20 protein-coding genes are annotated in these 22052 nt (G+C 62.4%); 12 read left to right on the top strand and 8 right to left on the bottom strand.

From position 1 onward, the window contains the following. Positions 1 to 66: 66 nt before the first annotated feature. Entirely contained in the window at positions 67 to 978 is a 912-nt protein-coding gene (locus G3N58_RS03220; protein ID WP_205998457.1) for a LysR family transcriptional regulator, read from the top strand. Between the two features lie 30 nt (positions 979 to 1008). On the opposite strand, the gene G3N58_RS03215 is transcribed toward G3N58_RS03220, so the two are convergent. Together G3N58_RS03215 and G3N58_RS03210 are read right to left on the bottom strand one after the other, a co-directional pair. Next, positions 1009 to 1710, bottom strand: coding sequence for an HD domain-containing protein (locus tag G3N58_RS03215; RefSeq protein WP_167047107.1), 702 nt, complete (start codon positions 1708 to 1710; stop codon positions 1009 to 1011). Between the two features lie 437 nt (positions 1711 to 2147). Then, positions 2148 to 2813, bottom strand: coding sequence for a response regulator transcription factor (locus G3N58_RS03210; protein WP_167047110.1), 666 nt, complete (start codon positions 2811 to 2813; stop codon positions 2148 to 2150). Positions 2814 to 2894: 81 nt separating this feature from the next. Here G3N58_RS03210 and G3N58_RS03205 point away from each other — a divergent pair, with 81 nt between their 5' ends. The 4 genes from G3N58_RS03205 (at position 2895) to G3N58_RS03190 (ending at position 7151) form a co-directional block, all read left to right on the top strand. Further along, positions 2895 to 4727: an ATP-binding protein gene (locus G3N58_RS03205; RefSeq protein WP_241016965.1), complete on the top strand. Its 1833-nt coding sequence runs from the start codon at positions 2895 to 2897 to the stop codon at positions 4725 to 4727. 237 nt (positions 4728 to 4964) lie between these two features. Next, complete coding sequence (locus tag G3N58_RS03200; RefSeq protein WP_167283029.1) at positions 4965 to 5201, top strand: hypothetical protein; 237 nt, start codon at positions 4965 to 4967, stop codon at positions 5199 to 5201. A gap of 183 nt (positions 5202 to 5384) precedes the next feature. Further along, on the top strand, positions 5385 to 6119 hold the full coding sequence (locus G3N58_RS03195) for a LysE family translocator (protein ID WP_205988469.1): 735 nt from the start codon (positions 5385 to 5387) through the stop codon (positions 6117 to 6119). Positions 6120 to 6425: 306 nt separating this feature from the next. After that, complete coding sequence (locus G3N58_RS03190) at positions 6426 to 7151, top strand: hypothetical protein (protein ID WP_205998456.1); 726 nt, start codon at positions 6426 to 6428, stop codon at positions 7149 to 7151. A gap of 53 nt (positions 7152 to 7204) precedes the next feature. Here the strand turns inward: G3N58_RS03190 and G3N58_RS03185 are convergent, their stop codons facing one another. Continuing rightward, positions 7205 to 8026: an IclR family transcriptional regulator gene (locus G3N58_RS03185; protein WP_167047125.1), complete on the bottom strand. Its 822-nt coding sequence runs from the start codon at positions 8024 to 8026 to the stop codon at positions 7205 to 7207. 180 nt (positions 8027 to 8206) lie between these two features. Between G3N58_RS03185 and G3N58_RS03180 the strand changes: the two genes are divergently transcribed. The 4 genes from G3N58_RS03180 (at position 8207) to G3N58_RS03165 (ending at position 12986) form a co-directional block, all read left to right on the top strand. Beyond that, complete coding sequence (locus tag G3N58_RS03180; protein ID WP_205998455.1) at positions 8207 to 9190, top strand: hydroxymethylglutaryl-CoA lyase; 984 nt, start codon at positions 8207 to 8209, stop codon at positions 9188 to 9190. Next, positions 9187 to 10461: a CaiB/BaiF CoA-transferase family protein gene (locus G3N58_RS03175; RefSeq protein ID WP_205998454.1), complete on the top strand. Its 1275-nt coding sequence runs from the start codon at positions 9187 to 9189 to the stop codon at positions 10459 to 10461. Before G3N58_RS03180 ends, G3N58_RS03175 begins: the two co-directional genes overlap by 4 nt. 84 nt (positions 10462 to 10545) lie before the next feature. Then, on the top strand, positions 10546 to 11853 hold the full coding sequence (locus G3N58_RS03170; protein ID WP_167047134.1) for an MFS transporter: 1308 nt from the start codon (positions 10546 to 10548) through the stop codon (positions 11851 to 11853). Positions 11854 to 11855: 2 nt separating this feature from the next. After that, positions 11856 to 12986: an amidohydrolase family protein gene (locus G3N58_RS03165; protein WP_205998453.1), complete on the top strand. Its 1131-nt coding sequence runs from the start codon at positions 11856 to 11858 to the stop codon at positions 12984 to 12986. Between the two features lie 55 nt (positions 12987 to 13041). Here the strand turns inward: G3N58_RS03165 and G3N58_RS03160 are convergent, their stop codons facing one another. Continuing rightward, complete coding sequence (locus G3N58_RS03160; protein ID WP_167283033.1) at positions 13042 to 14496, bottom strand: DUF2252 domain-containing protein; 1455 nt, start codon at positions 14494 to 14496, stop codon at positions 13042 to 13044. A gap of 629 nt (positions 14497 to 15125) precedes the next feature. After that, the gene (ribA, locus tag G3N58_RS03155) at positions 15126 to 15776 is read right to left on the bottom strand and encodes a GTP cyclohydrolase II (protein WP_167283076.1); all 651 of its coding nucleotides are present in this window, start codon (positions 15774 to 15776) and stop codon (positions 15126 to 15128) included. A 360-nt stretch (positions 15777 to 16136) separates the two neighbouring features. Here ribA and G3N58_RS03150 point away from each other — a divergent pair, with 360 nt between their 5' ends. Continuing rightward, a complete protein-coding gene (locus G3N58_RS03150; protein ID WP_167283035.1) occupies positions 16137 to 16580 on the top strand; it encodes a CBS domain-containing protein in 444 nt (147 codons plus the stop codon). A 404-nt stretch (positions 16581 to 16984) separates the two neighbouring features. Here the strand turns inward: G3N58_RS03150 and G3N58_RS03145 are convergent, their stop codons facing one another. After that, positions 16985 to 17332, bottom strand: coding sequence for a DUF4148 domain-containing protein (locus tag G3N58_RS03145; RefSeq protein ID WP_205998452.1), 348 nt, complete (start codon positions 17330 to 17332; stop codon positions 16985 to 16987). A gap of 304 nt (positions 17333 to 17636) precedes the next feature. Beyond that, complete coding sequence (locus G3N58_RS03140) at positions 17637 to 18266, bottom strand: DNA-3-methyladenine glycosylase (RefSeq protein ID WP_205998451.1); 630 nt, start codon at positions 18264 to 18266, stop codon at positions 17637 to 17639. Positions 18267 to 18634: 368 nt separating this feature from the next. Between G3N58_RS03140 and G3N58_RS03135 the strand changes: the two genes are divergently transcribed. Beyond that, positions 18635 to 19006 carry a BON domain-containing protein gene (locus tag G3N58_RS03135; protein ID WP_167049174.1) on the top strand — a complete coding sequence of 124 codons (372 nt, stop codon included), beginning with the start codon at positions 18635 to 18637 and terminating at the stop codon, positions 19004 to 19006. Positions 19007 to 19469: 463 nt separating this feature from the next. Next, complete coding sequence (locus tag G3N58_RS03130) at positions 19470 to 20552, top strand: ionic transporter y4hA (RefSeq protein ID WP_167049171.1); 1083 nt, start codon at positions 19470 to 19472, stop codon at positions 20550 to 20552. 167 nt (positions 20553 to 20719) lie between these two features. Here the strand turns inward: G3N58_RS03130 and G3N58_RS03125 are convergent, their stop codons facing one another. Beyond that, complete coding sequence (locus tag G3N58_RS03125) at positions 20720 to 22039, bottom strand: cytochrome c (RefSeq protein WP_205998450.1); 1320 nt, start codon at positions 22037 to 22039, stop codon at positions 20720 to 20722. Positions 22040 to 22052 lie beyond the last annotated feature (13 nt).

Raw genomic sequence — 22052 nt, 5'->3', positions numbered from 1 at the left:
GGATACAGTCCAATACCGTTTTTTGCCGTTACGATACGGTTTCGGTATGAAGGAGACCCGTGGTCCATGGAACTGAAACAGATGCGTTACTTCCTGGCTGTCGCTGAAGAACAGCACTTCGGGCGTGCCGCGCAACGCCTGCATATGGCCCAGCCGCCGTTGACCCGGCATATCAGGGCTCTGGAAGACGAATTGGGCGCGGCGCTATTCGTTCGCACCCCCAAGGGAGCGGAACTGACGGAAGCGGGCAGAACATTGCTCGCGGAAGTACCCAATATCCTGACGCTCACGCGGCGCGCCACGGAACATACCCAACTGGCAGGCCAAGGCATGTTGGGCAGGCTCGATGTCGGCATCTTTACGTCAGGGGTACTACATGCGATACCTCAGCTGCTGGCAAGATTTCATACAGATCGGCCGGGCGTGAAAATCGGCTTGCACAACCTGTCGAAGGCCGGCCAAATCGAGGCGTTACGCGAGCGCCGCATCAGCGTCGGATTTAATCGCTACGTGCCCGCTGAAGACGACATTGTCGTAGAGATGGTGCTGAAGGAACAATTTATCGTCGCCCTGCACGAGCAGCATCCACTCGCTCACAAGAACACCCTATCGCTCGGTGATCTGGACAACCAGCCCATGATTCTCTATCCCAATGCGGCGCTTCGCGGTCTCGCGCAGGAAGTCACCGACGCATTTGCCGAAGAACGCATCGCGCTCGTCGTGGAGCAGGAAGTCGAGGATGTCATTACCGCGATGAGTCTTGCCGCGAGCCGTTTCGGCGTCTGTATTACAACGGCCTCTGCGGCAAATCTCAAACTACCGGGCCTCGCTTATCGGCCATTGCGTTCGCGACGTCTTCGCCATATCGAACTGAACTGCCTGTACCGGAAAGGCGATACGGCGCCCGCGCTGACGGCGTTTCTGGAAGTCGTGCGGGCGTTTCGCCGGCAGTCGGCACGAATGAGGTCTGCTCCCTGACGGCGATCGGCACTTTCCCGACTGCCGCTATTACACCGTTGCAGAAGCAGCGCCGCCGCAAGCGCAGTGCGTGTCGTGCACATGCCCGTTCGAATCGTCCCACGCCGACGTCAAAATGATCTTGCAAAAGTTCAGTCGCCTGTACGTGGGGTCGCGAAGATCGAGCACATCGGCCTTGACGTTACCGAATGTCGTCTCGGGTTTCTTCTTCGTGCCATGAGCAAACGCATCGATGATGCCGTTCTTGAAGTCCTTTTCGCGCGGATGAGCCTCCACCACCTGCACCCGCTGCTCCTCGCTGAACTCGCCGTACGCAAGCCCAAGTACGTCCATCTCGACACCCGCCGTCACCAGCGAGACTACCGGCTTCAGATGCTCCGGCACGCCGGGCGTCGTATGCAATGCGATCGACAGCCATACCTGCTCGATGTCGTACTCGCTCACGTTGTACTGCCTGAGGAAATCTCGCGCCGCATTCGCCCCATCGACTTCGAAGCGGTCTGCCTTGCTGCTATAGGCATCGACCAGACCGATGTCATGAAACATCGCGCCGATATAGAGCAATTCCGCATCGTATTTGAACTGCTTTCTCTCTCCGGTAAGGGCACCAAAAAGAAACACGCGCCGCGAATGGTTATAGAGCAGGTCCGATTCGGTGTCGCGAACAAATTCGGTCGCCGCGCGTGCCATCGCGCTGTCGGGAATCCGGATTCCGGCAATGGTGGTGGCCATAGGATGACTCCTTTTGAGGTAGGTAACATGACTCGCGGGTACGAGCCCGCTTTATCGGGTTCAAGTATTGCGATATCGCACTGCTCCCTCAATAGTCGAATGCAAGGCATTTCTGCCAGGCGACCGTCGTTTCCTGCCATCGCATGTGGCGTGCCGATCAGGCATCGATTCGAGCCATGTACACCAGGCGTTTCCGATACTCAGCCGGCGTTATCCCGACATGCCTCGCCAAGGATTGTCTCAGCGTGTCGACATGGGAGAATCTGCATTGGGCGGTGACCCGTTCGGGCGTGTCGTGCCCGTCAGCGTATTTCGATCCTGCAGCGGGATATCGAGGTATCCCGCGAGCCGGATCATCCTCTCCCGGCTCGGCTGAGCCTTGCTGGTCTCCAGACACGACAGGTGGCGCCGGCGGTACGGGACCATGCCCCCGGAGGTCAAGTCGTGCCGCAATCGGTCCGAACGGACGGGACAACCTCCGGCACCGCGGAGGCCAAACCGTCACGGATCGCATAGGCCGTCAGTTCGGCCACGTTGTGCAACGCCAGCTTCGACATCAGGTTCTGCCGATGTTTTCTCACGGTGAGTACGCTCAACGTCAGCTTTCTCGCGATGTCCTGGCTGGAGTATCCGTTTGCGATCAGGACGAGAATCTCCTTCTCGCGAGATGTCATCGATTGCCCAGCGCCGTGGTCAGTGCTTTCCAGCGCGTGGGCGAGTACCTTGCTCACGTAGCGGGTGCCGGAGAAGACGAGGGAAATGGCCTGCAGCAGTTCGCTGCTGTCCTCGTGTTTGAGCACGTATCCGTCCACCCCGGCAGCCAGCGCGGATCGCACCGCGGACGCATTCTGGTTGCCCGTAACGACCAGGATTCCGGTTCCCGGCGATTCGGTCTTGATTTGCTGGGCCAGATCGAGGCCGCGGCAACCGGGTAAATCCAGATCGAGCAGCAACAAATCCGCTCGCGTCTCGCGTACGAGTCGACTCACGGCCGCCCCGTCTCCCGTTTCGCCCACAACGCGCCAGTTGGGTTGGGTCATCAACAGCAATTTCATCCCGTCGCGGATCATGGCGTGATCTTCAGCCAGTACGATATTTTTCATTTTTCTTTCGCTGTTTTTCGAGCCGACTGACAGCCCGCGTTCTTACGACAATGCCGGACGAGTGTCCGATACACTGCCCCTATGGCCGACGGTATTTTACGAAAAGCCCGATTCCACACAAGTTCAGATAAAAACATCTTCAAGATGGCGAGAAGAAAGATACCTCAAGAACATAGCGCCGACGTGCGACTGGAACTGATCAATACGTTGTATCGCCAGTCGCCGCCGATTCTCTTCGGCAATCTCGCGGTGGTCAGCCTGACGATCTTCCTGCTGTGGCACGAGGTTCCTCGGCACGATCTGCTTGCCTGGGCTGCCGCGATCTACGTGTTGACGAGCATTCGTTTCGTGATGATATGGCGAGATCGCCGGACCGCCAGGCACCCGGTAGAAACAGCGAACAGCCGCGCGATGCGCTACACCTTCTTCGCCGCCCTGTCCGGCTGTCTGTGGGGTTCCATGGGCGTTCTGTTCTTCGCCCCGGACAACACCATCGTGACAGTACTGACCTGCATCGTGCTGGCAGGCATGACCGGCGGTTCGGTTGCCTCACTGTCCTCCTGGTGGCCGACCTACGTCACGTTTGCACTGCTGACTGTCCTGCCGTTTGCCATTCGCTCGTTTGCGTACGGCAACGCGCTGTTCTCGGTGCTGGGATTCCTTTCGCTGTTTCTGCTGGGGGTGAATCTCGCCTTCAGCCGAACGCTGCAGCACACCGTGCGGGACACCGTCTGCTTGCGCTTCGAAAATATCGGCCTGATCCGGCAGTTGACCGAGGAAAAGGAGCGGGCCGAATTCGCCAATCGAAGCAAATCGCAATTCCTCGCCGCCGCCAGCCATGACCTGCGCCAGCCGACCCATGCGCTGGGTCTCTACATCGCGACGCTGCGCGCGATGGCCGAGGCTCCGGCCGTCGAGCGCGAAGCGCTCAACGACATTGCCGAACGGCTTCGGACCGCGCTGAAAGGCATGTCTCAATTGCTGAACGTATTGCTGGATATTTCGCGGCTCGACGCCGGCGTCGTCGAAGTCGAACCGCGCCGCTTCGAGTTGCAGCATGAACTGGACGCGCTGGAGAACCAGTTTTTGCAGGCGGCGACGGCCAAAGGCCTGACGCTCAGAATCAGGCCGACCTCGATCTGGCTGGAAACGGATGCCGTCCTGCTGCGCAACATGCTCTCGAACCTGTTGTCCAATGCCGTGCGCTACACCCGCCGCGGAGGCATTCTGGTTGCCAGCCGGCATCGCGGCGACCATGTGGAGATCCAGGTATTCGACACCGGCATCGGCATCGAGCCCGATCAGCTATCGAACATCTTCCGCGAGTTCTATCAGGTCGATAATGCGGCACGCGACCGGGAACAAGGGCTGGGCCTCGGCCTCGCCATCGTGCAGCGTACGGCGGCACTGCTGGGAGCCCGTGTCCATGTTCGTTCCGTGCCGGGGCGCGGCTCACGATTCTCCGTGCGGCTGCGGTCGATGCCGCATGCCATGACGCCCGGCGCCAGGGGAGAGGGACGGCTCGGCCTGCCGGCCCGGGAGCGCCGGCAGAAGACGATTCTGGTCGTCGACGACGACCGCGATGTGCTGTCCAGCATGGAGAGCCTGCTGCGGGCGTGGGGACACACGGCGATCACCGCACAATCGCTGGAACACGCGGTCGCGGCGGCAAAGTCGCATCGCGACGCGCTGGAAATGCTCGTGACCGACTTCAGGTTGACGAGGCACGTCAGCGGCACCGATATTATCCATGCCGTATTCGATTCCATCGATCGCACAATACCGGCAATCATCATTACCGGGGATACCTCGACAGACGGCATCAATGCCACGTCGTCGAGCGGCTTTCGCGTCATGCACAAACCGCTCGATCCGCAGGAACTCCGTGCGTTGATCGACGCGCCGCCCGGCTGAGCGCGTCTCGCCATCTCACCATCCCGCGGCCTCATGCGAGGCGCTGCGCTGCGCCAACAACTTTGCCGGGTAAATACTGCATATGCAGTATTTACTCGGAACCCGCCCGTCCGGTACCGTTCTACCCATTGAGAAACAGAACAAGCGCGAGGGACCTCGGGGAAAGCGGGAAGACCGAAAACAACACGGCAAACGGCCCATTGAAGGCCGGGCAGTTTCGTATGGATCGGGGAAATAATGAATTGCCAGCAGATCGAACAGGACATTCGACATCTCGAACATGTCATTTTTCGACTGTCGGTTTTGGACTCTATTCCGCTTTCGCTTTCATATTGGCGTAATCGTGTCGAGGCGATGCAAACCGTAGAACTCATCCCCGCACAGACCTTACGGGTGAAGCGGATCCGCGCGGCGATAGGCGAAATCGACGAACGTATCGGCACCGCCAGCTCCGAACTGTGTAGCAACGGGTAAGCGCACGACACGATCCTCAGCGAATCGAACCACGATATTCCGCCGACGTCGGGCACGGGGCCTCCCAAGTCATTGCCGATTACCCGACAGGGCGCACCTCGCCCGTCGTAGTCAGTAGCCAGAAAAGAACACCGAGGAAAGGCATTGACGTTGTCGTGTCCTGTCGGCAACGGATCGACACGTATGTTCGCCTGTCAACCCAACCGCATGCATGCCGAATGGCATGACACGTCCTGCCCGGCACGTGAGCTGCCAAAGGAAACGAAATTGACGACTTTCTTCGCCATGCTCGGCGTTTTCGCGCTCAATGTCCTGACGCCCGGCGCCTCTTTCGTCCTGACAGTTAGCAATGCCATGAATCATGGTCAGCGTTCTGGCTTGTTCATCGCACTGGGTTTGGCGACGGCCGACACCCTGTTTGCGGTAGCAGCTACCGCCGGCCTCGCGACCCTTTTAGGCCAGAGCATTTTCCTTGTGAAAGGCATCAGTCTGCTCGGCGGACTCTGGTTTATCCAGGGCGGATTGCGGTTCATGCTGAGCAACCGGACACCGTCTCCCTCGTCCGATGCACAAAGGCGTGCAGTCGCCTTGAGCGCCTCGCATGCCTACCGGATCGGCCTCACTGCCGGCATGCTCAATGCACAGGCCATCATCTTTTTTTCGTCCCTGTTTCTCACGGCTCTTTCCGTCAAGCCGCCGCTCTCCGTGGCGGTGGCTCTGGTCGTTGGCGTGGCCTGCGTCAGCGTGTTGACCCGCTGCAATATCGTACTGGTTGCCACGGTCAAGTCAGTGGCGAATTTCTACGCGAAACAGCGTCGGCGCGTCGAGTTCCTTTCCGGCAGTACCTTGACTGCCTTCGGGTTGAAACTGGCGGTTCCAGCCGCAACGGCGCTTGCTGCCCGGTTGCTCGTCGCCTGAGAACGACTCACCGGGTGGGTCCGCTGCCGAAGCATGAAACGTCGGCATGCTGCTGTATCGCCGGGCCGGCCTGCTGTGCCGCTTTGGCGGCGACCCTTCGCTATCTGCGCAATCGCTTCGCGAAGCGATCCCATACCGGCACGCTGGCTGATTATGATCAGATCACGCCGTGGCGCATGAGGGGCAACTGACCTGCGATCCAACCTGCTTTGCTGCATCGCCATTTCGCCGTTTCTTTCAACGGCCCTGTTTCCCACGCTATTTGCCGATAACCGATCGCATACGCCGCAACCCTGAGAATCGCCCATGCCATCGATCAATCGTTCCACCTCTGCGTCGCCGCCTCTCAATCCCACTGAGCACGCACGCGGTACCCAGCCAGCCGAATCTCGCCGCCTCCAGCAACCGCGATCGCCGACCCACCCCAGTGCCGTTGGGGATCTGGCAGCCCTGTCCAACCTGAACTCAGAGCGAAAGCGGAGCCCGCCACCACCGCTCAATATCCGCGAATACCTTGTGATTCGTCATGAGCGAACAAAAAACCTCGTCATTGGCTGCGGCACGACTCCGCAGCAAGTCACAATGGACACTATGCAGGGCACAGCATGCACAAACCGGAGCGACCATCACAACGACTTCACCGTGGATATCAGCCCTGACGCGGGTGCCAACCTGACCCTCGACTTTGCCGACTATAAAAACAGCGAGCTATACGAACATGGCAAGGGTCGATTCGACACCGTGGCTTTCGAGTACCTCAATCGCGGCCCCCGCGATCGATTCAGCCAGACCGAGATCGACGGCTGGATTGAAGGCGCGGACACGCTGCTGAACAAGTCAGGGAAAGTCATCTTTTACAACGGTGACGGAAGTTACCGGGCACAGGCTCGCGCTGCTCTGGAAGCACGCGGCTATAAAGTGACGGAAATCACCCATCCCCCGACTTCAAAGTATCCGTACGGGCAGGTCTATTGCGAAGGCGTGAAAGACACCTCGATGCTTTCGAACTTGATAGGCTGGCTCAGGGCATAACAGTCCTGCAACGATAGCCCCCGCCACACAGCCCATCGGCAGTTCAACCGCAGCTAACCACCGGCATCCGCATCTCGTCGTCTCATGCCGTCGACAGCGTCCTCATGAGCAAACCTGGCGATGCTCGCATCGTATCTCGCCCCCCTGCCGCCGAGAGCCGTTGTCGCTCGCTTCGCACTGTCGAGCAAAGCCACCAACGCAACGTTCATGACGGCCGGGACATCGAATCGGCCTTTAGGTCCGGATAACGTCAGCGCCCCCACCAGTTGCCCCGTCGAATCGAACACCGGCACCGAGGCCGAGGCCGTTTCAGGATCGCGTTCGCCGTACGAGACGGCCCAAAGCCGTTCGCGCACCTCATCCCAGCGCGGGTCCAATAATTCGGTGAACGCGAGCAGCACCTTGCCGGAGGCGCCCCTGTCGATCGCAAACTCCTCGCCGACGCGTATCGCGACCCGGACACTTCTCGACGGCTCCACCCGGTAGAGCACCAGCCGCTGGTCGCCCTGCCGCACGTAAAAAGAGGCCGTCTCGCCCTGCTCCCGACTTAACTGCTGAAGTATCGGCTCGACCACCGGACCGACCTGAAATGACCGCTGATACAGCGTGGCGAGACGCAATGGCTGATGGCCGATCGCGTACTGCCCGTCGTTCAGCTTCCGGATGAATCCGCCATGCTCCAAAGCCCCGAGCAGCCGCAAAACCGTGCTCTTGTACAAGCCGGTTCGGCGCGAAAGTTCGGTGAGCGTCAGGCGGTCATCGGTCGGTCCAAAGGCGTTGAGAATCGCGAATGCCCGATCCAGGACCGCAACGCCACTCGACGTTTCCGACGCATCGGCCGACGGCTCCGTCGGCGCAAGCGCATTGTTAGACATGTGTTCTCCTCCTTGATCGTCACCCCGACTTTACAGTTCTACTCAACAGAACTCAAGTTCTATTATTTTAGAAATTCTGGGGTTTACCCCTCTTAACTGGCCTCCTATGCACGCCTATAGTTCTTTCACACAGAACATAGATCTATCTAATAGAACTTGGTAAGAACTTAGGAGCCAGTGATGAGTACGTCCAACCCCAAGGTGTTGATCAGCGAAGTCGGGCCGCGCGATGGCCTGCAAAGCATCAAAAGCGTCATGCCGACAGCGGCCAAGCTGCGCTGGATCTCCGCGCTGGCCGCCGCCGGACTCAAGGAGATCGAGGTGGGCTCGTTCGTGCCGCCGAAGCTGCTGCCGCAAATGGCCGACATCCGCGAGGTCGTGGCGCATGCGCTGTCGATTCCGGGCTTGCACGTCGCGGTCCTCGCGCCGAATCTGCGCGGCGCCCAGAGCGCCTTCGAAGCCGGCGTGCACAAGGTGACACTGCCCGTCTCGGTGACCAACGAGCACTCGATGGCCAATATCCGCAAGACGACGGCGCAGATGATCGAAGAGGTCCGCAGCATCGTTGCATTGCGTAACGAGCGGTTTCCCGGCGTGCAGATCGAAGCGGGGGTGTCGGTCGCATTCGGCTGCACGATCGCCGGCACGGTCACCGACGACGAGACGATGCGCATGTGCGCCGCGATGGCCGAATGCGGCGTGGACGAGATCGGCCTGTCCGACACCAGCGGCTACGCCAACCCGGCGCAGGTTCGCCGTCTGTTCCGCCGGCTGCAATCCGAATTCGGCGGCAAGGCGGGCGGCGCGCACTTCCACAACACACGCGGCCAGGGACTGGCCAATGTGGTTGCCGCGCTCGATGTCGGCGTGACGACGATCGATTCGAGTCAGGCCGGCCTTGGCGGCTGCCCGTATGCACCGGGCGCCACCGGCAACATCGTCACGGAAGACCTGGCGTTCCTGCTGGAGGCCATGGGCTACGACACGGGCGTCGACATCGACCAACTCGTCGCCGCGCGCGCGATTCTGGCCGAAGCGTTGCCGGGAGAAGCGTTGTACGGGCACGTGCAGGACGCCGGGCTGCCAAAAGGTTTTACCTATTCAGACGGGCGCGTACCGAGCGCGCCGCAACCGGAAGGCTGCCTGCTGGGAGTGGCGCAATGAGCGAGGTGCAAGCGAATCAGGCGCTGCCGTATAGCGGCGTACGCGTCGTCGAGATGACGCATATGGTGATGGGACCGACGTGCGGCATGGTACTCGCCGACCTGGGCGCGGAAGTCATCAAGGTCGAACCGATAGCGGGCGACAGTACGCGCGTACTGCGCGGCTCCGGAGCCGGTTTCTTCGGTACCTTCAACCGGAACAAGAAGAGCATCGCCGTCGACGTGAAAGATGCACGCGGGCTCGAAATTCTGCACAAGCTGCTTGGCGGTGCTGACGTGTTCAGCGAGAACTTCAAAAGCGGCACGATGGACAAGCTCGGCCTCGGCTATGCCGCGCTTTCGCGGCTCAATCCGCGTCTCGTCTACGTATCGCACAAGGGATTCCTGCCCGGTCCGTACGATCACCGTACCGCGCTCGACGAGGTCGTGCAGATGATGGGCGGCCTCGCCTACATGACAGGACCGGAAGACCGTCCGTTGCGGGCCGGCACGAGCGTCAACGACATCATGGGTGGCATGTTCGGCGCGATCGGCGCGATGGCGGCGCTCGCTCAACGCGAGCGCACCGGGCTGGGCCAGGAAGTTCAAAGCGCACTATTCGAGAACAACGTGTTTCTCGTCGCACAGCACATGATGCAGTTCGCCGTGACCGGAAAAGCCGCCGCGCCGATGCCGAGCCGCATCTCCGCATGGGGCATCTACGACGTGTTTTCGGTCAGGGACAGCGAACAGATCTTTCTCGCGGTCGTGTCCGACACGCAATGGGCGATCTTCTGCGACGCGTTCGGCCTCGCGGACCTGAAGGCGGACGCGCGCATCGCGACCAACAATCAGCGGGTGCAGGCGCGCGACTGGTTGATGCCTCAGCTCCGCAAGCATATGGAAGTCTTCACCGCGGCCGAGATCAGCACGATCTTCGAACGCAACGGGTTGCCGTATGCGCCGATTACGAAGCCTCAGGATCTGTTCGACGACCCTCACCTGCTCGCCACAGGCGGGCTCGCCGACGTGACGTTGCCGGCCGACGCCAGCGGTGCCGGCCAGGCCGTCGCCACGAAAACCGCGCTGCTGCCTTTGACGCTCGGCGGGGACCGGTTGCAACTGCGTGCCGCGCCGCCTTCACTCGGTCAGGACACGCGGGCGCTTCTCATGCAGCTCGGCTACACGCCGGAAGATCTCAGACAGTTGACCGAAGCGGGCGTCGTCAGGTGTCAGGACCCGCAGCCCGGCGATACGACGAGGCCATCGGCGAACGAAGCCGCCAGCGCCTGATACCCGAACAGCACACGGAGAATCACGGTGCCGCGCGTAAGCGGCATGGCTCGACTCGGCCAGTGATTCGACAGGAGACGATAGATGACATCCCTTTCCTCGACTATAGCGGCCGACAGCCTTGCCGATTCCGCGCTCGAGCAGCAGGCCGTGAAAAAGGCCGCGTGGCGCTTTATCCCGCTTCTCGCGCTCGCCTATTTCTTCAATTACCTGGATCGCACCAGCGTGGGCTTCGCCGCGCTGACCATGAACCACGACCTCGGCCTGAGCGCCACGCAGTTCGGCTGGGGTGCCGGCATCATGTTCGCGGGCTACTGTATCTTCGAAGTGCCAAGCAATCTCGCGCTGTATCGCTTCGGCGCGCGGCGCTGGCTGGCGCGCATCATGATTACGTGGGGCTTTTTTGCGGCGGCCACGGCGCTTGCGGTGGGGCCGAAGAGCTTTTACGCAGTCCGGCTCCTGCTGGGTATCGGCGAAGCCGGCTTTTTCCCCGGCGTTATCTTCTTTCTGGCCATCTGGTTTCCCGCGAGTTATCGCACGCGTGTGCTCGCGTGGTTCACCGTCTCCACGCCGCTTTCATCGTTCGTCGGTGCGCCTCTCTCCGCCTGGCTGCTCAATATGGACGGCTTCCTCGGGCTCGCTGGCTGGAGATGGATGTTCATTGCGCAAGGACTGCCCGCATGCCTACTCGGCTTCCTCGTGCTGAAGATGCTCGTGAACAGGCCGGCCGATGCCGCGTGGCTGTCGCCGGAAGAACGGCAGGCGCTGCAGAGCGCCTTCGACCGCGAGGGCTCGGCCAGCCAGAAGAAGAAGGATTTCTCCGCCGCGTTGAAGGATGTGCGCACGTACATTCTCGCGATGATCTCGTTCGGCTTCACGATGGGCTCCTACGGCATCGGCATCTGGCTGCCGCAGATGCTCAAGGCGCACGGCATGAGCGTGACGCAGACCGGCTGGGTTTCGGCGATACCGTACTTCTTTGCCACCATCGCGCTGCTCTGGTGGGCGAGGCGCGTCGACCGCCGCGGCGGCCCCGTCGCGAATCTGGCGGTGGGTCTTCTGATCGGGGCCGTGGCGCTCGGCGTATCGACCCACTTCCATCACCTGGTGCCCGCCATGACGGGTATCACGCTGGCGCTCATCGGCACGATCGCGGGCCGCACGATTTTCTATACGTTGCCGGCCAGGTTCCTTTCGGGGCAGGCGGCCGCCGGCGGCCTTGCGCTGATCAATTCGATCGGCGCGCTGGGCGGGTTTGCGGGACCGTATCTCGTGGGTTATCTCAAGGACAGCTTCGGCACGTTCACGGCCGGCATGATCGGTCTGTCGATCGTGCTGTTCGTCACGACCTTGCTGACCCTCTCGCTGTATGCCTTCAGCACGGAAAAGTGAAGATGACCCAGCTTCGTTCGCCACGACGGCGCCGGCTCCTCGGGATGGCGGCCGCATCGATCATGATCCCCGCCGTCACCGCGCGGCACGGATTCGCAAAAGAGGAAACGCACGGCATGAACACGACCAGCAACTACCTTCCCGTTCGCGCGGCATGGCTCGCCTCGGGCACCGAAGCCGCGCTCGAACCGGACCTGCCGATCATCGACGCGCATCATCACTTCTACGAGCGGCCGGGATGGACGTACCTGCTCGACGACTATCTCGAGGACGCGAGATCGGGCCACAACATCACCGCGTCGGTGTACATGCAGGCACTCACGCGTTATCGGCAATCGGGCCCGGAACCGTTGCGCCCGGTTGGAGAAATCGAATACGTGGCTCAGGTAACGTCACCGTTGCAGAAGAGCAAGCCGCAGGTCGCAAAAGGTATCGTGGGCTATGCGGACCTGCGCCGCGGCGCGGCGGTGCGCGAGGTTCTCGAAGCGGAGCGTCAGGCCGGCGACGGCCGCTTGCGGGGCGTGCGGCACCTCGCGACGTGGGATGCGGACGCGACGCTCGTGAATCCGTTGTCGGCCTCGCCGCGCGGACTGCTGCTCGATCCGGCCTATCGCGCGGGCGTGGCGCAACTCGGGGCACTGGGTCTTTCCTGCGATGCGTGGCTCTTCTTTCCTCAGTTACCCGAACTATTCGATCTGGCGAAGGCTTATCCCGACATTCCGTTCATCATCAACCATTGCGGCGGTGTCGTGAGAATCGCCAGCTACGCGGACAAACACAAGGAAGTGTTCGAGGCATGGTCGCGTTCGATGCACGAGCTGGCGCAGTTGCCCAACGTGTATGTGAAGCTCGGTGGCCTCGGCATGCGCATCAACGGGTTTGACTTCGAGAAAGGCGAGCGGCCGCCTTCGTCGAGTCAACTCGCCGAAACGTGGAAACCGTGGATGCATACGTGCATCGAGGCTTTCGGCGTGGACCGGTGCATGTTCGAAAGCAATTTCCCCGTCGATAAAGGCTCGTATCCTTATAGCAACGGCTGGAATGCATTTAAACGCCTGACCGCGCAGGCGAGTGCGCAGGATCGGGAAGCCCTGTTCCGGGGCACGGTGTCGAAGGTCTACCGTCTCGCGTGATCTTCTGCGCTGTCGTTGGCCGATGGAGCAAACAACAGCGCCGGGGATGACCCGTTCATTCCCGAATGACCTGAATGCGTCCCGCCTTGACGGCCGATTTCAAAACCGTCCAGTCAGCTTCATTCTGGTCCGCGTAAGCGAGCGCGAATTGCACGATCGCTTCGTCGAATGCATCCGACTTGCCGACATATCCGCTGAGCAACGCAGGGTCCCCCGCTTTCGCCATCGAATGCGCCAGCGCGTGAGCGCAGGACACCGCATACTCGCCGAGATCTTCGACATCGAAAGTCGTAAAGTCGAATGCGCCCTTCATGTCGCGCAATTGCCGCACGTAGAAGTCGTTGCCTGTGTGACGCATCTTCGACCAGCCAAGAAAGATGTCGCTGGCCGACTGCAGCAGGCGCTGCCCGTTCACCACGCGCTGACCGTGATTGGGATAACGGCTCGGCGGCAGATAGCCCTCCAGCACGGAAGCCCGCGCTTCCTTGAGTTGCAGGAACAGCGGGCATTGTCCATCGGCCATGAATAGCGCTTCGTAGCAACGCGTTCCCACGGACCCGATGCCGACCACTCGAATCGCGACATCCACCAGTTCATAGCGATCGAACAGCGTGCGGCGGTCGTCGGGAAGCGTCAGCCGGTAGTCGGCGAAGAAGCGCCGCACCATCGCGTCGTACTGCTTGTTCTCGTGCGGGCTTTCAAACGGCACGTGATACACGAGCGGCGGCTGATCCTTGATGCGCAGCTTGCCGTTCACGAGCTCGGTTGCATGATTCACCACGGAACGCGATGACTGCTGCTTCGCCTTGTCGATAACGGCCTGCTCTTTCTGCCGCTCCTGCGCCGAATCGGCAATGGCCAGCATGTTGTCCGAGTTGAACTGGGCATACCAGATATCGAGCGTGTCCATCCGGCTGAATTCGGCGATCTGCTGCCGGAAGGTCTCGCATAGCCGGCGCACCACACCGCGCTGGTCACGCTGCGCGAAACCGCGTTCGCGTGCGGCAATCACGAATGAGGTGGCCAGCCGGCGCACGTCCCAGTCGAACGGACCCGGCAGCGTTTCGTCGAAGTCGTTGGGGCCGAAGAGAATGCGCCGCTCCGGGCTGGCAAACAAGCCGAAGTTGGCGAGATGCGCGTCGCCGCCCAATTGCACGATCACATCCGAATGCGGCAGCTTCGACAGATCGTGCGCCATCAACGGCGCGGCACCGCGATAGAACGCGAACGGATTCGCGACCATCCGCCCGTAGCGGATCGGTATCAGCTCGGTCACGCGGCCGGCGTTGGACGCGTCGAGCAGCGCGATGGGATCGCGATCCGTCACCTTGCATTCCGCAAGCTTCTCGCGCGGCACCTTGCTGCGCGCCGCCTTGCCCGCCTCGACGCGCCTGGCGGATGCGCCGCGCCCCGCAAACAGCATGGACGGATCTTCCTGTGTCGCGAGTGTGCCTGGGTCGGCGGCGGGCGTGGCCGCTTTGGTGCGCTTTGCGTCGGTTGAATCGGGCATGCGTCACTCCTCGTTCTGTTAGAGACGGAGGCGGATGTTCGCCATTGCGCTTAGCTTCATTCCGGCCTGGCGCCCGGCGGGGACGAAGGCATCTTTATTCTGCCCGCAGGTCTATGCCGGGTTTGACGCCTGACTCCAGGATCGAAGGCCTCCCTGATTCCTGCCTGCCACGGCATTATTCCACACTGTTAGGAAGTCAATTCTGCTGTTAGTCTCCCGAACCATCCTGGAGACGGCGTTTCCGCTCAATGCGGTCACGCAGATGCCGTCAGCGATACTGACAGGCCATATTCATTTTCAAAGTGGTGGATTGAGCCTTGCCGATCGTTCGAAGATCGAATGGCGGCTGTCGGTGACGACGCATATGTACTGGAGTTCCGACAACCGTTACACCCGAAGTCGGGCCGAGACAGAAGCATACCAATGCGGACAAAGCCCGTACTCCTCTGCTCCTATGTAAATAGCCGTGACGGTTGAGCGACGCTGGCCCTGGCGATCGACTGCCATACGCGCAAACTGCCTGGCTGGCAGATCACCCTTCCGGGTGGATGGTGTCGTGGCGATGCGTGAAAGGTTGTCGCTCCCCGGCGCAGGTAAATCAAAGCGGGCCATCGCTATGCAACCCTAAACTACTCGTTCTCCTCGAAGTAATGCCCAAACTTAACCTGCTTCGTACGAATATAACGCTCGTTCTCCTCGCGCATCGGAATCGCCAGCGCAACACGCTCGCACACCGGAATGCCATGCTTCGACAGCGTGTGGAACTTCTCCGGATTGTTGCTCATGAGCCGCACCGACGTGACCTTGAGCGTGCGCAGAATGCCCGCGGCCGAATCGTATTCGCGTGAATCGTCGGGCAGGCCGAGATCGAGGTTGGCTTCGACCGTATCGCGTCCCTGCTCCTGCAGCGCATACGCGCGAATCTTGTTCGACAGGCCGATGCCGCGCCCTTCATGTCCGCGCAGATAGAGCAGCACGCCGCAGCCTTCAGCCGCGATATAGCGCAGCGCGAGGTCGAGTTGCTCGCCGCAGTCGCAGCGATAGGAGCCGAGCACGTCGCCGGTGAGGCACTCCGAATGCAGGCGCGTCAACACGGACGACTTGTTGGCGACATCGCCCATCACGAGCGCGAGATGTTCGGCGCCGCTGTCGACCACGCGAAACACATAGGAAGTGAACGTGCCGTAGCGCGTGGGAAGCGTGGCGGTGGCGTCGAGAACGACGCATTCGCTGGTGATGACGCCGTCCGCTGCGGGCGATGGATCGTGAGACGTGAGCATGGCGTTAAACAGTGGTGCTGACATGAACCCGAACGAGCCGGGGATAAGGTGTGGACTGCGAGTTTACCGCTAATCCGCATGACATACGCGGATGCCCCTTCGCAACCGCGGGACGCGACCCGAAGCGGCATCGCGCGGCGGCACGGCGGCGCGCCCGCAGAAGAGGCAGCGAGACCGCCAGCGGGACGCGCACGCCTGCATCCGCGCACGCGCTTGCCACGCCGGTCCGCCGTGCATCGTGTGACCCGCCACACGTATTCCCGGTGTACCGCCGCGGTGCGTCGGGCCTATACTGGAATGGCCTGTCCCTCACGACGGCGCGCCAGTTCGGCGTGCTGCATTGCGAAACGGAGCCGCTCCATGACAAGCGTTGCACAACTTCTTAAAACGAAACCGAACAACACCGGCGTCTATACGATCGGCGCCGACGATTCTGTCTACGAGGCGGTCCGGCTGATGGCCGAAAAGGGCATCGGCGCGCTGGTGGTGACGGACGGCGACAGCATCGCCGGCATCGTCACGGAGCGCGACTATGCGCGCAAGGTGGTGCTGATGGATCGCTCGTCGAAGGAGACGCCGGTGCGCGACATCATGAGCAAGGCGGTGCGCTTCGTGCGCCCCAGCCAGACGACCGAGGAATGCATGGCGCTGATGACCGAGCGGCGCATGCGCCATCTGCCGGTGATCGAGAACGAACGCCTCATCGGCATGGTGTCGATCGGCGACCTCGTGAAGAACATCATCGCGGAACAGCAGTTCACGATTCAGCAGCTCGAGTTCTATATTCACGGCGAACGGCCTTGAGGTCATAACGAAGTCAGGCACCGAAGCGAACCTCGGCGCGAACGCAAAAAAAGCCCAAACCTCGAAAAGCCTGGGCAAGCTACCTTGCGGCAGCGGAGGTTCCTTCAAACAGGAACACAACGCACGAACGGCACGCCGGGTAGCTCGTACGTGCGTTGCGCTGGACTGGAACACTTTGTGGTCGAGACTGTGTGCGCCGCGCGGGTCGCGATGCGCACGCGTCGTGCTGTCCGCTCGACGGAGCGCCGGCTTTGGCGCCGGGTCTACGGCAACAACCGGGCTTGAGGCGCAGCGCTCAAAAACGAGTCGCACACACTCCGGCAGGGATCATTCGCGAGGACAGGCCATGTTCGCCGGCCCCGTGCGCGCCCCGCCGCCACGCATCCAATCCATGAGTTGCCCAATCAGTTACCGAAATAGATGCCGTGCGGGCCACCCGTCGTCTGAAGCGCGGCGCCCGACTGCGACGAACCGCTCGCCGGCGCGCCATAGCCGCTCGTATCGGCGACCGGCTGGGTCTGCGTCTGCGCGAGAGCCGGGTTTTGCGCTTGCACGCGCTGTTCGGCGGCTTGCACGCCTTGGGGATAGTTCGAGTCGTTCGACGTCACCGGGTTATAGCCCGCGTGTTCCAGCTGGATCAGTTCGCTGCGCACTTGCGCGCGGGTGACGGGCTGGTCGCCCGATTGAGCGAACGAAACGACCGGTGCGGCGAGAAGGGCTGCAATGGCAACTGCCTTGAAGAGCGATTTCATGATGACCTACCTCCAATCTGGTTTTGTCTGCCTCGCCTCGCCACGCTGTCGTGGAAGCGATTGACTTCAGTCTAGTCATCACGCTTTCGAGGGAAAACCCTTAATTTCGAGATAGATAATTGTTTTCGTCGCAACAATGATTTCGAATTGACTGGAACCTGTGCGAGAACATGAGCCGCGTAGCAATAATGACTGGAAACCGGGTGTTTGCGTCTGATGTTTCCGCAATACGTCTGATCTGAGGAAGTTTTGCCGGCGCGCGCCGCCTGATCGGCCGGAACCGGTGCCCGCGCGTCCGGCAATTTCATGCGCCCGAATGCGGGATCAACAGCAACTTGCGCGGACCGCTAACGAACGCGCTGCCCGGTTCGAAAAACCGCAGCGGCCGATGCATCTCGCGCGACAGTCCGATGCGCGTCGTCACGCCGATCGGCGCGTCGCCGCTCTCCATCACACCGATCCACAACCCTCGCCCCGTGCAGAGATCGCGGCCGTCGAACGCCTGGCCGATGCCGAGCGCCGTCGTCAGCCGGCCGGGTCCGCGCGCGAGATCGCGCAGCGGCACGCCGGGGCGGCGCGCTTCCATCAGCGGGAGTCCTTCGAGCGGCTCGATCGCGCGCAGCAAGATGCCAGCGCCAACCTCCTCGGCCTCGGCGGACATGTTGAGCATGCAGGAGACACCATAGGTCAGCCGCACATACGCATGGCCGCGCGCGAGAAACATCGAACCGTTGTACGGACGGCGGCCGATAAACGCATGACTCGTCGAATCGCCGAGCGGGTACGCCTCGGTCTCGACGATGCGGCCGCTCATACGCCCCTCGGGCAGGTCGTGCACGAGATATTTGCCGACCATGAAGCGCGCGAGTTCGACCGTGTCGACGGGCAGATCGTCGCGGCGCAGCGGCCGGATCGGAAGAGGCGCGGTTCGCATGGATGCCGTCGTCCTGAAACGTGTCGCGAGGAGCTTGCAGCATGGGGGAAAACCGCCCGCAGGTCCAACGCCCCGCCGCCATGGCGGCGCGCCGCCCGGCCGATCCGTTGTGTCAAAGCCTCATTTTCTCGGCCCATCGGGGCCGCACGAGGTCAACATGGCACTAATTGTTGTATTGTGTGCCTTCGGGCTGGCATCCAGCCTGTTCGGGCCCGTGCGCCGCGCGGGCTGCCCAGCCCGGCCATCCGGCTCAAAGCATTTGCGCGGCGGCCGTACCCGTTCCATCCGGATCGAATCCCGCTGTACCCATTGGTGTGACCGGTGTCCCCATTCGGGAACGATGTACCTACGACAACAGGAGAACTCGCATGAAAGCATTTCCGGCAATGAAGGTGATCGGCGGCGCGCTGGTCGTTCTGGCCTCCCTCAATGCATACGCGCAAAACAACGACGCAGCGGCCTCGGCGGCAGCACCCGCGGCAGCGGCGGCCTCGGCGCCCACCGCCAAGCAGACCCGCCAGGCTAACCGCGCGATGCAGCGCAAGATCCGTGCGGCGCTCGCGCACACCAAGGGCCTGACGGTCAGCAACATCACCGTGCGCGCACGCGGTGGCGACATCACGCTGGCCGGCTCGGTGCCCGAGGCAGCGCAGGTCGATCTCGCGACGACGGCCGCGAAGAGCGTGGCAGGCGTGACGTCGGTGCGCAACGCGCTGACGATCCGCGCAATCGGCCAGTAAGAGAAGTCGCCGTAGAGGTAGACAAACACGCCGGCGCCGATGTCCGAACCGCATCGACGCCGGCCTGCTGTTTGTCGCGGGCCCGGCACGCCGTTCGCGGCAGCCTTGCCGGCTAAGGTTAATATCCGCCCCGCCCGTTCCAACCGTTTTCGAGTCCAGCGGTGCGCTTCGACGGTGCGTCCGCCATCCTGTTTGCAACGCCCGGCGCATGCTGTAACGCACGAGCAGTCCTTCCACGGCACAATGATTTCCCACTGGGCGGCACCCTGCGTCCATGGCTGCGCCGCGTCCGCTCCATTGCGCGCTCAGCCGTGCGACCATGCTCGGCCCAGGCAGCACGATCCCTTATAATTTAATGGCTTGAAGCGCTTTATTAAGATATTGCTTCAGCTTTGCCGAGCACAGTGAAAATCCGGCGATGCCGCTTCGCCCCGTCATCCACCCGCGTCAAAAGGAAGCCCGAATGACCTCACCCACGACCGTTTTACCGCGCTGGACCGTTGTCGTGCCATTCGTCGGCTGGATCGTGCTCGGCGCCGCCTATGCGCTTCCCGGCAATGCGCTGCTGCTCTCGCTGGTCGGCGTGGCGCTGTGCGCGGCGGTGTTCGCCGCCGTGCACCATGCGGAAGTGGTCGCGCATCGCGTCGGCGAACCGTTCGGCACGCTCGTGCTCGCCGTTGCCGTCACCGTGATCGAAGTCGCGCTGATCGTCTCGGTCATGCTCACGTCCGGTCCCGAAAAAGCAGGACTTGCGCGCGACACCGTGTTCGCGGCCGTGATGATCGTCTGCAACGGGATCGTCGGACTGTGTCTGCTGGTGGGCGGCATTCGCCATCTCGAACAGGACTTCCAGAGCCGCGGCGCGGCGGCCGCGCTCGCGGTGCTCGCGTCGCTGTCGGTGCTGACGCTCGTCATGCCGAACTTCACGACCACGAGCGCGGGTCCGGTCCTGTCGCCGTCGCAACTGGCGTTCGCGGGCGCTTCGTCGCTCGTGCTGTATGGCGTGTTCGTGTTCGTGCAGACCGTGCGCCATCGCGATTACTTCCTCGCCGGCGTGCCCGACGAAGACGTTCACGCCGAGCCGCCGAGCGCGCGCCTCGCGGCGATCAGCGGCGCGCTGCTGGTCGTGAGCCTCGTCGCCGTGGTGCTGCTCGCGAAGGTGTTGTCGCCGGTCGTCGAATCCGCGGTGCTCAACGCGGGCGCGCCGCCGGCCGTGGTCGGGATCGTGATCGCAGCGCTGGTGCTGTTGCCCGAAGGGCTTGCAGCGCTGCGCGCGGCGCGCGGCGATCGCCTGCAGACCAGTCTGAACCTCGCGCTCGGCTCGGCGCTCGCGAGCATCGGCCTGACCATTCCGACCGTGGCCGGCGTGTTCCTGTACATCGGCCAGCCTATCGTGCTCGGCATCAACGGCAAGGAAATGGTACTGCTCGCGCTCACGCTCGTGGTCGGCACGCTGACGCTCAGCACCGGACGCACGACGATCCTGCAAGGCGCCGTGCATTTGTCGCTGTTCGCTGCGTATCTGTTTCTGTCGTTCGCGCCTTGATCGGTGCGGGGTGCGCCGTGGCGTGCGCTGCGGGGTGCACCGTGCGGTGCATCAGGCACGTTGCGCCCGTCGAGTGCGCCAGCGGCGCCACGCGCGCCATGAGTCGGGAGCGGGCGGCATGTGAAGCGGCCCGCCTCACCTGACCGCCACGTCCCTCACTCTGGCGATCAGCGCGCCGCCTGCGTCGACTTGCGCAGCTTCGCGACCTCGGCCGCGCCCACCGCCGGTGCGCCGTTGTTCCAGCCCGCGCGCACGAAGCTCAGGACGTCGGCGATCTGCTGGTCGTTCAGCACCGCCGCGAAACTGGGCATCGGGAACGGCGACGGCACGCCGTCGATCACCAGATCGCCGGTACCGTTCAACGTTACGTTGATGAGCGACGACGCGTCCTTCGCGAGCACGTTCGGATTGCCCGCGAGCGGCGCGAGCATCGGCGCGAAGCCCTGTCCGTCGACGCCGTGGCAGTGCATGCAATATGCCGTATAGACGCGCGCGCCGGCATCGTTGGCGGGACGATCGAGCGATACTTTGGTCGCTTGGGCATCGTACGTATAAAGCGGCGCGCCGCTGCCGCCCGCCGGCGGCAACGACTTCAGATACGTCGAAACCGCCGCGATATCGGTGTCGGTCATGCCTTGCGTGCTGTTGTTGATTACGCTCGTCATCGCGCCGAACGCCGTCGCATGGCGATTCGCACCGGTCTTCAGAAAGGTGCGCAGATCCTCGTCGCTCCAGCGCCCGAGCCCCTCGTTGTGCTCGCCGGTCAGGTTCGACGCGAACCAGCCGTCGAGCAGCGCGCCGCTCAGGAAGCCGCTGCCGCTTTCGTCGAGCGCGCTCTCCTGGAACGCGACGCCGCGCGGCGTATGGCAGGAGCCGCAATGCCCGAGCCCCTGCACGAGATACGCGCCGCGATTCCACGCTACGTCCTTGCCCGGCTTGTCGCGATAGGCGCTCTTTTCCAGAAACACCATGTTCCAGAGCTTCAGCGGCCAGCGCATGTTCAACGGCCACTTGATGTCTGGCTCCCGGTTCGCCTGTTGCACCGGTGCGACGCCGTGCATGAAGAACGCGTAAAGCGCCTTCGCGTCGTCGTCGTTGACCTTCGCATAGGACGGATACGGCATCGCCGGATACAGGTTGTGGCCGTCCTGCGCGACGCCTTCGCGCAGCGCCCGCACGAAGTCGCCTTCCGTGTAGCCACCGATGCCGGTCTGCGCGTCGGGCGTGATGTTGGTGGTGTAGATGCGGCCCATCGGCGTGTTCATCGGCAGACCGCCCGCGAACGGCTTGCCCTTCGGCGCCGTGTGGCAGGCCGCGCAATCGCCGAGCTGCGCGAGATAGGCGCCGCGCTGCACGAGCGCCTGATCGGCCGATGACGTAGCTGCCATTGACGTCACCGCCGCCGTTTCCGCATTGGCCGGCACCTGCGCAAGCAACGGCAACGCGACGCACAACGCCGCGCCAAGACCCTTCAAAGTGATTTTCATGTCGGGCTCCTTG

The organism is Paraburkholderia sp. Ac-20342, from assembly GCF_017104985.1.
In the GTDB taxonomy this organism is placed as follows: Bacteria; Pseudomonadota; Gammaproteobacteria; order Burkholderiales; family Burkholderiaceae; genus Paraburkholderia.
The sequence above is the reverse complement of the archived record's forward strand: the minus strand, read 5'-3'. Positions and strand labels throughout refer to the sequence as shown.

What these genes read in the sequence shown, in the direction of transcription:
- G3N58_RS03200 (WP_167283029.1), top strand. Translation starts at nt 4,965, where the DNA reads ATGAATTGCCAGCAGATCGAACAGGACATTCGACATCTCGAACATGTC.
- G3N58_RS03130 (WP_167049171.1), top strand. Translation starts at nt 19,470, where the DNA reads ATGACCTCACCCACGACCGTTTTACCGCGCTGGACCGTTGTCGTGCCA.
- G3N58_RS03220 (WP_205998457.1), top strand. Translation starts at nt 67, where the DNA reads ATGGAACTGAAACAGATGCGTTACTTCCTGGCTGTCGCTGAAGAACAG.
- G3N58_RS03170 (WP_167047134.1), top strand. Translation starts at nt 10,546, where the DNA reads ATGACATCCCTTTCCTCGACTATAGCGGCCGACAGCCTTGCCGATTCC.
- G3N58_RS03135 (WP_167049174.1), top strand. Translation starts at nt 18,635, where the DNA reads ATGAAAGCATTTCCGGCAATGAAGGTGATCGGCGGCGCGCTGGTCGTT.
- G3N58_RS03165 (WP_205998453.1), top strand. Translation starts at nt 11,856, where the DNA reads ATGACCCAGCTTCGTTCGCCACGACGGCGCCGGCTCCTCGGGATGGCG.
- G3N58_RS03175 (WP_205998454.1), top strand. Translation starts at nt 9,187, where the DNA reads ATGAGCGAGGTGCAAGCGAATCAGGCGCTGCCGTATAGCGGCGTACGC.
- G3N58_RS03125 (WP_205998450.1), bottom strand. Translation starts at nt 22,039, where the DNA reads ATGAAAATCACTTTGAAGGGTCTTGGCGCGGCGTTGTGCGTCGCGTTG.
- ribA (WP_167283076.1), bottom strand. Translation starts at nt 15,776, where the DNA reads ATGCTCACGTCTCACGATCCATCGCCCGCAGCGGACGGCGTCATCACC.
- G3N58_RS03150 (WP_167283035.1), top strand. Translation starts at nt 16,137, where the DNA reads ATGACAAGCGTTGCACAACTTCTTAAAACGAAACCGAACAACACCGGC.
- G3N58_RS03185 (WP_167047125.1), bottom strand. Translation starts at nt 8,026, where the DNA reads ATGTCTAACAATGCGCTTGCGCCGACGGAGCCGTCGGCCGATGCGTCG.
- G3N58_RS03190 (WP_205998456.1), top strand. Translation starts at nt 6,426, where the DNA reads ATGCCATCGATCAATCGTTCCACCTCTGCGTCGCCGCCTCTCAATCCC.
- G3N58_RS03140 (WP_205998451.1), bottom strand. Translation starts at nt 18,266, where the DNA reads ATGCGAACCGCGCCTCTTCCGATCCGGCCGCTGCGCCGCGACGATCTG.
- G3N58_RS03180 (WP_205998455.1), top strand. Translation starts at nt 8,207, where the DNA reads ATGAGTACGTCCAACCCCAAGGTGTTGATCAGCGAAGTCGGGCCGCGC.
- G3N58_RS03145 (WP_205998452.1), bottom strand. Translation starts at nt 17,332, where the DNA reads ATGAAATCGCTCTTCAAGGCAGTTGCCATTGCAGCCCTTCTCGCCGCA.
- G3N58_RS03215 (WP_167047107.1), bottom strand. Translation starts at nt 1,710, where the DNA reads ATGGCCACCACCATTGCCGGAATCCGGATTCCCGACAGCGCGATGGCA.
- G3N58_RS03195 (WP_205988469.1), top strand. Translation starts at nt 5,385, where the DNA reads ATGTTCGCCTGTCAACCCAACCGCATGCATGCCGAATGGCATGACACG.
- G3N58_RS03205 (WP_241016965.1), top strand. Translation starts at nt 2,895, where the DNA reads ATGGCCGACGGTATTTTACGAAAAGCCCGATTCCACACAAGTTCAGAT.
- G3N58_RS03160 (WP_167283033.1), bottom strand. Translation starts at nt 14,496, where the DNA reads ATGCCCGATTCAACCGACGCAAAGCGCACCAAAGCGGCCACGCCCGCC.
- G3N58_RS03210 (WP_167047110.1), bottom strand. Translation starts at nt 2,813, where the DNA reads ATGAAAAATATCGTACTGGCTGAAGATCACGCCATGATCCGCGACGGG.